This window comes from Streptomyces sp. MnatMP-M17 (genome assembly GCF_900091995.1).
Classification (GTDB): domain Bacteria; phylum Actinomycetota; class Actinomycetes; order Streptomycetales; family Streptomycetaceae; genus Streptomyces.
In genome coordinates, this window is sequence record NZ_FMDK01000903.1 from 1 (window position 1) to 8,039 (window position 8,039).

The 8,039-nt window shown below is 71.1% G+C and carries 6 protein-coding genes; 4 read left to right on the plus strand and 2 right to left on the minus strand.

Going from position 1 to position 8,039, the window contains the following annotated elements:
* Both GA0115259_RS33100 and GA0115259_RS33105 read left to right on the plus strand, forming a co-directional pair.
* Positions 1 to 883: SGNH/GDSL hydrolase family protein (locus GA0115259_RS33100; RefSeq protein WP_370749054.1), on the plus strand; the 883-nt coding region annotated here is incomplete at its 5' end.
* A gap of 98 nt (positions 884 to 981) precedes the next feature.
* Positions 982 to 1,953 carry an aldose epimerase family protein gene (locus GA0115259_RS33105; RefSeq protein WP_093603791.1) on the plus strand — a complete coding sequence of 324 codons (972 nt, stop codon included), beginning with the start codon at positions 982 to 984 and terminating at the stop codon, positions 1,951 to 1,953.
* 129 nt (positions 1,954 to 2,082) lie between these two features.
* Here GA0115259_RS33105 and GA0115259_RS33110 read toward each other — a convergent pair whose 3' ends face one another.
* On the minus strand, positions 2,083 to 4,632 hold the full coding sequence (locus GA0115259_RS33110; protein WP_093603793.1) for a beta-glucosidase family protein: 2,550 nt from the start codon (positions 4,630 to 4,632) through the stop codon (positions 2,083 to 2,085).
* Between the two features lie 113 nt (positions 4,633 to 4,745).
* Here GA0115259_RS33110 and GA0115259_RS33115 point away from each other — a divergent pair, with 113 nt between their 5' ends.
* Positions 4,746 to 5,330: a TetR/AcrR family transcriptional regulator gene (locus GA0115259_RS33115; protein ID WP_093603795.1), complete on the plus strand. Its 585-nt coding sequence runs from the start codon at positions 4,746 to 4,748 to the stop codon at positions 5,328 to 5,330.
* A gap of 154 nt (positions 5,331 to 5,484) precedes the next feature.
* Positions 5,485 to 6,849, plus strand: coding sequence for a pyroglutamyl-peptidase I (locus GA0115259_RS33120; protein ID WP_161230529.1), 1,365 nt, complete (start codon positions 5,485 to 5,487; stop codon positions 6,847 to 6,849).
* A 130-nt stretch (positions 6,850 to 6,979) separates the two neighbouring features.
* On the opposite strand, the gene GA0115259_RS33125 is transcribed toward GA0115259_RS33120, so the two are convergent.
* Complete coding sequence (locus GA0115259_RS33125; RefSeq protein WP_093603797.1) at positions 6,980 to 7,804, minus strand: EI24 domain-containing protein; 825 nt, start codon at positions 7,802 to 7,804, stop codon at positions 6,980 to 6,982.
* Positions 7,805 to 8,039 lie beyond the last annotated feature (235 nt).

Consider the following 8,039-nt stretch of genomic DNA (forward strand, 5'->3'; position numbering starts at 1 on the left):
CGCCGGGCTCGCCGCCGTCACGGCCGCGGTGCTCGCCGGGACCGGGATGCTGGCCGGCTGCGACTCCCTGGGCGGCTCCTCCCCGGACGCCGCCGCGAAGAGCGCCGCTCCGTCCCCGCGGCCCACGCCCGTCTGGGACCGCAAACCCGCCTCCGTGGCCGCGGTCGGTGACTCGATCACCCGTGGCTTCGACGCCTGTGTGGTGCTGGCGGACTGCCCGGAGGTGTCCTGGTCGACGGGTACGGACATGGAGGTGCGCAGTCTCTCGCTGCGACTCCTGGGCGCGCCCGCGGTGAAGCAGCGGAGCTGGAACCACGCGGTGACCGGTGCCCGGATGGCCGATCTGCCCGGCCAGATGGCCCAGGCGGCGCAGCACGGGCCCGAGCTGGTCACGGTCATGGTGGGCGCCAATGACGCCTGCCGGGACTCGCCCAAGCAGATGACGCCGGTGGAGGACTTCCGTACCTCGTTCGAGGCGTCGATGCGCCAGTTGCGCGCCGGAGCGCCCAAGGCGCAGGTGTATGTGTCGAGCGTGCCGGATCTCAAGCGGCTCTGGTCCACCGGCCGTGGCAATCCGCTGGGCCGGCAGATCTGGAAGCTGGGCATCTGTGCCTCGATGCTCGGGGACTCGCAGGACATGAGCGAGCGGGCGCAGCAGCGCCGGGATCTGGTGTACGAGCGGGTGGTGGCCTACAACAAGGTGCTGAAAGAGGTCTGCGCGAAGGATCTGCGCTGCCGGTACGACGGCGGCGCGGTCTTCGACTACCGGTTCACCGGGGAGCAGCTCAGCCACTGGGACTGGTTCCATCCCAGCAAGAACGGGCAGAGCCGGCTCGCGGAGATCGCGTACCGCAATATCACCGCGGCGGATCCGCCCGCGTAGGCGTCGCAGGCCGTGGGACAGGGCCGCTGTTGGACAGGGCCTAGGAGGGCCGTAGCCGCTCGGGCCGGCCCGGCGTAGTGTGCTTGATCGTGACTGTCATGAACACGGAGCGCATCGGCGCGGCCCCCGAGGGTACGCCCGTTCACCGCTGGACCCTCGAACGGGCCGGGACCCGGCTGCGTCTGCTGACGTACGGCGGCGTCGTGCAGTCGGTCGAGATTCCCGACCGGAACGGGACCGTCGCCGATGTGGCGCTCGGCTTCGCCGATGTCACGGGCTATCTGGGCTCGCGCGGCCCGTATTTCGGAGCGCTGGTCGGACGGTACGCGAACCGCATCGCGGGCGCGGCCTTCACGCTGGACGGCCGGACCCATCGACTGGTGCCCAATGACGGGCCGAACTGTCTGCACGGCGGTGAGCGCGGCTTCGACCGGCGCGTCTGGGAGGCCGAGCGGGCCGGCGACCACGGAGTACGGCTGTTCCGGACCAGCCCGGACGGCGAGGAGGGATTCCCGGGCCGGCTGGATGTCTCGGCGACCTACTCGCTGGACGCGGACGGCGCGCTGCGGATCGACTACCGCGCGGTGACGGACGCTCCGACACCGGTGAATCTGACCAACCACACGTACTGGAATCTGGGCGGCGCAGGCAGTGGCAGCACAACCGGGCATGAACTGCGGATCGCGGCGGGCCATATCACCACGGTGGACTCCGCCGCGCTGCCGACCGGAGAGCTCGCGGCGGTCGACGGGACGCGCTTCGACTTCCGCAAGCCGCGCGCGGTGGGCTCCGGTTACGACCACAACTTCGTCCTCGACGGTGACGAACCGGCGGCGGAGCTGTACGACCCGGTCTCGGGCCGGGTGCTGACCATCACCACGACGGAGCCCGGGCTCCAGCTCTACACCGGGGACCACTTCGACGGTGAGCCGTACCGTCCCGGTGACGGTGTGGCGCTGGAGACCCAGCACTTCCCGGACTCGCCGAACCGCCCGGAGTTCCCGGACACCGTGCTGCGGCCGGGCGAGGAGTTCCGTTCGACCACGGTCTACCGCTTCGGCGTCCGGTAGCTCCGGCGTCCGGTAGCCGGTCCGGCCGGACTACCGGGCGGCCGGACCACCGGGCGGCCGGACCACCGGGCGGCTCGGGCCCGGGACGGTGCTGTCAGGTGCGTCCGTCCCGGGGCCGTCCTCAGGTCCTCACGCGCCGGCGCGCGCCTCCACCGTGGCGCTCAGCCTGCGGTCGGCGACCGAGCGGCCCGCCTGGACCTCGTAGGTGCCGGGCACGAACGACCAGGCGCCGGCCTCCTCGTCCCAGATCTCGAAGGCCCTGCGGGGCAGCGGGATCCGTATCTCCGCGGTCTCTCCCGGGCCCGCCTCGACGGTGGCGAAGCCCGCCAGCCAGCGCGCGGGACGCTCCACACTGTCGGCGCTGTCGGAGTTGCCGGCCGCGGAGGTGCCGGCCGCGGGTGCCAGATAGAGCTGGACGACCTCACGGCCCGCGCGGACACCGGTGTTGCGCAGCCGCACCCGGGCCTCGTCGGCGGTGGCCGCGATCGTCTCGTACTCCCAGTCGGTGTAGCCGAGGCCGTGGCCGAAGGCGTACGCGGGAGCCGTTCCCGCGCGCTCCCAGGCCCGGTAGCCGATGAACAGGCCCTCGGTGTAGTGGAGTTCGCCTCCGTCGGGAGTGGTCACCGAGACCGGCACGTCGGCCAGGGCGACCGGCCAGGTGGTGGGCAGCCGGCCGCCGGGCTCCTCGGCGCCGAGCAGCACATCGGCGAGAGCGGCGCCGCCCTCCTGGCCGGGGAACCAGCTCAGCAGGATCGCGGCCACGGACTCGCGCCAGGGCAGCTCCACCGGAGAGCCGGTGTTGACGACCACCACGGTGTTCGGATTGACCGCCGCAACGGCCCGTACGAGATCGTCCTGGCGGCCGGGCAGCTTCAGGTCCTTCCGGTCGAAGCCCTCGGACTCGACACGCTCGGTGGTGGCGACCACGACGACGGCGGTGTCCGCGCCGCGCGCGGCCTCCACGGCCTCGGCGATCAGCTCGTCGGGATCGTGGCGCGGGCCGAGATGGAGCAGCGAGAAGGCGACGGCCTTGATCGGAGCGTCCGGGATCTTGTGGACGGTGTGGAGGAGGGAGATCTCGACGCGCTCGCCCTCGGTCAGCTCCGCGTGTGCGCGCTCCACCGGGCCGCCGAAGAACTCCTCGAACGGATCGGAGGCCGGTTTCGGCTCCTCCGTACCGTCGAAGAGGACCTCGCCGCCGACGGTGAGCACGAAACCGCCGAGACCGCGAGTGCCGAAGGAGTGCCTCCCGCTCTCGCGAGGGACGAAGGAGCCGGTCAGCTCGACGGTGTGCAGCTCGTCGTGGGTGACACCGTCGGGCAGGTCGCTGCCCGCCCACTGCACCCGGCCGCCCGGCACGGTGGCGGTCCCGAGGAGCCGTCCGTCCGCCGCGCGGCAGACGGCGGTCAGCTCGAATCCCTGGTCGGCGGCGGCGAGTTCATCACTGGGATCGGCGCCGATCGAATAGGTCAGGGCGCCCTCGGGAAGGGCCGCGGTGAGACCGTCGAGCGGTGAGACGACATGGTCCGGGAAGACCACGGCGGAACCGCCGCCGAGGATACGGGCGTCACGGGCCGCCGCGCCGATGAGCGCGACGGTGCCGGTCGCGGCCGGATCGAGGGGCAGCGCGGGCCGGCCGTCCAGTATCTCGTTGCGTACGAGGACGAACGAGCGGCGGGCGACCTCGCGGGCGAGCGCGTCGCCGTCGACCGGCGCCGGATGTCCGGTGACGGCCGGCGGTGCGCCGTCGAGGATGCCGACGCGGGCGGCGAGCCGCAGCACGCGCCGCACAGCCTCGTCCACGGCGGGCTCCTCCACCTCACCGGCGCCTACGGCCGCGACGAGCGCCTCGCCGTAGACCGTTCTCGGTCCCGGCATCGCGGCGTCGAGACCACCGAGAAGGGCGCCCACAGTGGAGCGCGCGGCCAGCCAGTCGGAGACGATGAAGCCGTCGAAGCCCCATTCGCCGCGCAGGACCTCGTTCTGGAGATAGCCGTGCTCGGTCATGGTCGAGCCGTTGACCTGGTTGTACGCGGCCATGATGCCCCAGGGATGGGCATTGGCCACGATGGCCTCGAACGGAGCGAGATACAGCTCGCGCAGCGGGCGCGGCGCCACGATGTTGTCGACGGTGAAGCGGTCGGTCTCGGCGTCATTGGCCACGAAGTGCTTGACGGTGGTGCCGACTCCGCCGTCCTGGACGCCCAGGACATATCCGGTACCGATCTCGCCGGTCAGATACGGATCCTCGCTGTACGCCTCGAAGTGGCGCCCGCCGAGCGGCGAGCGGTGCAGATTGACGGTGGGCGCCAGCAGCACATGGACACCCTTGCGACGGGCCTCCTGCGCGAGCAGCCTGCCCGCCCGGCGGGCCAGCTCCGGATCCCAGGAGGCGGCGAGCGCGGTCGGCGACGGCAAGGCGACGGACGGATCGTCGGCGGTCCAGCGGACGCCACGGACTCCGATGGGCCCGTCGGACATCACCAGGGAGGCAAGACCGATCTCCGGGAGCGCGGGCAGGGACCACATGTCCTGGCCGGCCAGCAGCCGGGCCTTGGCGGCCAGATCCAGTTTGCCGAGCGCCGCCTCGACAGCGGCGTTGCGGGCCTGATCGGCCCGGGTGTTGGATGCGCCTGCCACGGCCGTACCTCCTCGTCGAGTACCGGTGAATGGTGACATGGTGGCCCCATTATCTGTAGATGAGTAGATTACGTTATCTATTTGTTACTTATGGATGACGGTGGACAGCCGGCGGACAGAGCGGAAAACAGAGCGGAAAGGAATCCGGCCTGATGGCGAGAGCCAGAAGCGAGGAGCGGCGGGCGGAGATCCTCCGTGCCGCCCTCGAAGTAATCGCCGAGCGCGGCTACCGGGGCACGACCCTGGGCGCGGTGGCCGAGCGTGTCGGCCTTACCCAGCAAGGGCTGCTCCACTACTTCCGCACCAAGGAGGCGCTGCTCGTCGCCGTACTGGAGGAGCGCGACCAGTGGGACACGGGCGGCGGGAGCGGCGGCCGGCAGGGCTGGCGGCTGGAGCTGCTGACTTCGCTGGTCGAGTACAACGCGATGCGCCCGGGGATCGTGCAGACCTTCTCGGCGCTGCTCGGCGAGAGTGTGACGGAGGATCATCCGGCCAGGGAGTTCTTCAGCCACCGCTATGAGCAGGTGCGCAGCGAGATGGCGGATGTGCTGCGCGACGAGTTCGGCGACCGGCTGCCGGGCGGGCTCACTCCGGAGCAGGCCGCGCCGCTGCTGACCGCCGTGATGGACGGACTCCAGTACCAGTGGCTGCTGAACCCGGAGTCGGTGGACATGCCGGCGGCGTTCCGCGACTTTCTGACACTGCTGCGCGCGGGAGGCCCGGGTCCGCGGGACTGACCGGCCCTGTCCACGGGAACCGGCCGGCCGGTGCGCGCAACCGACCGGTCGGTGACCGGAGTTACGGCCGGTCAGGCGCCATGGTCAGAAGACCGGTACGGAGGCGATACTTCCGCCACCCGACGGAAGGACTCCCGTGAGACTCATGAGGCCCATGAGCCGGACAGGTGTACGCGTATGGACACGCGGACGGATACGCCCGGAGCTGACCGGACTCGTACTGCTCACCGCCACCGCACTCACCCTGGCCGCGCCGCTGCCGCTCGCCACCGCCCGACCGGCCCTTGCCGCCAAGACCACGGAGACGGCTGGGACCGCCGTGGCCCTCACCGTCGAGGAGCAGCGTCTCGACCGGGCCGTGCCGCAGGAGATCCTGCGGCGCAGCGGTTTCGACGGCGTGGCGCCGGAGTTCGTACGGTCACTGCGCCACGCGCACTCCTACGCCGAGGCGGAGCGGACCGTCGGGCGCCAGGGTGCGCGGCTGTGGCAGCGGGCGGTGGACCGGGCGCAGGGCCGCGGTCCCGCCGGCGGTGATCTGAGCCGGGACGACGACCGTCCGCTGTACTGGGCGCGGCTCGGGATGACACGTGAACTGCGCGGGTGGGAACCGGAGTTCCGCCTCTCCGAAGCCGCGCGCTCGGCTCTGCTCGGCACACTGGAGCGCACCTCGCGCGGCCAGGACTCCCTGACCTTCTCCGGAGGAAAGGCGGACCAGGGCAAGGGCAAGGGCGGCGACAAGAACAAGGGCAAGAGCCGGCAGGGCGTCAAGCGCATCGTGATGACCGGCTTCGATCCGTTCACCCTGGACCGTGACATCCGGATCAGTAATCCGTCGGGAGCGACGGCGCTGGCCCTAGACGGCACGGTCATCAGGACCGCCGACGGTCCGGCCCGTGTCGAGACCGCCGTCTTCCCGGTCCGCTGGGCGGACTTCGCCGACGGCACGGTGGAACGGGCCCTGCGCGGCCCGCTGTCCCGGGCCGATCTGTTCACCACGGTGAGCCAGGGCCGGGTAGGCCGGATCGATGTCGAGCGTTTCAACGGCGCCTGGCGCGGCGGATTCGGCGACAACGACAATGTCTCCGAGACCGGACTCGTGCCGGTGAGCGATCCGGCCTCACAGCCGCAGTGGACGGTGACCAGCCTGCCGTACGCCGAGATCACGGCGGCGGCGACCGGACGGTTCCCGGTGTACGACAACACCTCGGTGACCGAGATCCCGGCGGGCGCGACGGCTCCGGTGGTACGGCCGGACGGACCGACGCCCGGTTCCGCCGCCCGCGCGGGCGGCGGCGGGGATTATCTCTCCAACGAGATCGCCTACCGGGCGACGCTGCTGCGCGACCGGCTCGGCCTGGACATCCCGGGCGGCCATGTGCACACGCCCGTCCTCCAGTTCGGGGCCGGGAACACCGATCCGGCGACCGGGACGGTGACCGATCCCGAGTTCATCCAGAACCGGCTGGACATCATCGCCCAGATCAGGGCGATCATCACGGTGGCCGCCGAGTCCTCCTGACACGGCGGACGCAGCGGCCACGGCGGACGCGACAGACCGGACGGACCGGACCAGACCGGACCGGACGGACCGGACCGGACGGCCCCGACATGGCCGCGAAGTCCGGCCGTACAGCGCGCCCGTACAGCGCCTACTTGTCGAGAGTGAGCGGTGCGCCCGTCCTGGGCGCACCCTCGCCGCTCGCTCCGCCGCTCGCCGCACCGTCCGGCGCGTCCTCCGGCGCCGCCGCCAGCTCACGGGCCATCAGCGTGGCTCCGGCCACCGCGCCCGGCATCAGGAACACCGCCACGACCGGTACGAGAAAGGCGAGCGTCAGCGGCACACCGAAGCCGAGGGCCAGCATCCGCCGGCCCCGGAGCATGGCCACCCGCTCCTTCAGCTCGACACCGCGCCGCTGGAGCGCCACCGCCGTCAGCTCCTCCGTCAGAAAGAAGCCGGACACACAGAAGCCGAGCACGGGAATCACGGTCTGCCCGATCACCGGGATGAAACCGAGCGCGAAGAGCAGGACGCCGTACAGCGTCACCCGTACCAGGATCCGCAGGCTGTCCCGGGCGGAGATCAGGAGTTCGCGCCAGAGCGGCAGGCCCGACTCGGGGACCTCACCGCCCTCGGCGCGGTCGACCGCCTCCGAGAGCGACTCGTAGAAGGGCTGGCCGACCAGCAAGGTCACGGCCGTGAAGGTGACCACGGCGAGAAAGAGGCCGAGCGCGAAGAGGAGCACGGTCAGCGAGCCACGGAAGAGACCGAGCCAGGGCGAGGACCAGTCGTCGGCGAACGGAGTCGCCCAGGCCGTGAGATCGTCGGCGCCGTAGAAGAGCGCGACGAGCGCGCCCGCGTACAGCACCAGTGTGACCAGTCCGGGCAGCAGCCCGAATCCGAGCCATCGGCCATGGCCCGCGACCCAGCGCTGGCCCTTCATCAAATAGCCGAAGCCGGCCCCGAGATCATGCATGGGGTTCACCCTACCCACGACGTGGACACCCTCTTGTCGTTCGGTCGCCCACCCTGTAAACCCTGCATACCGATCACTGTCGATCGATTCTCTATATCACCGATCACTTCTGATCATTTCCGAAAGCTCGGAGGGTACAGACGCATGGGGATACCCAGACCCGTCCTGCTGACCACCGCCGTTACGGCCGGTGCTCTGCTGCTCGCCCCGCTCCCCGCCACCGCCGCTCCCGGGC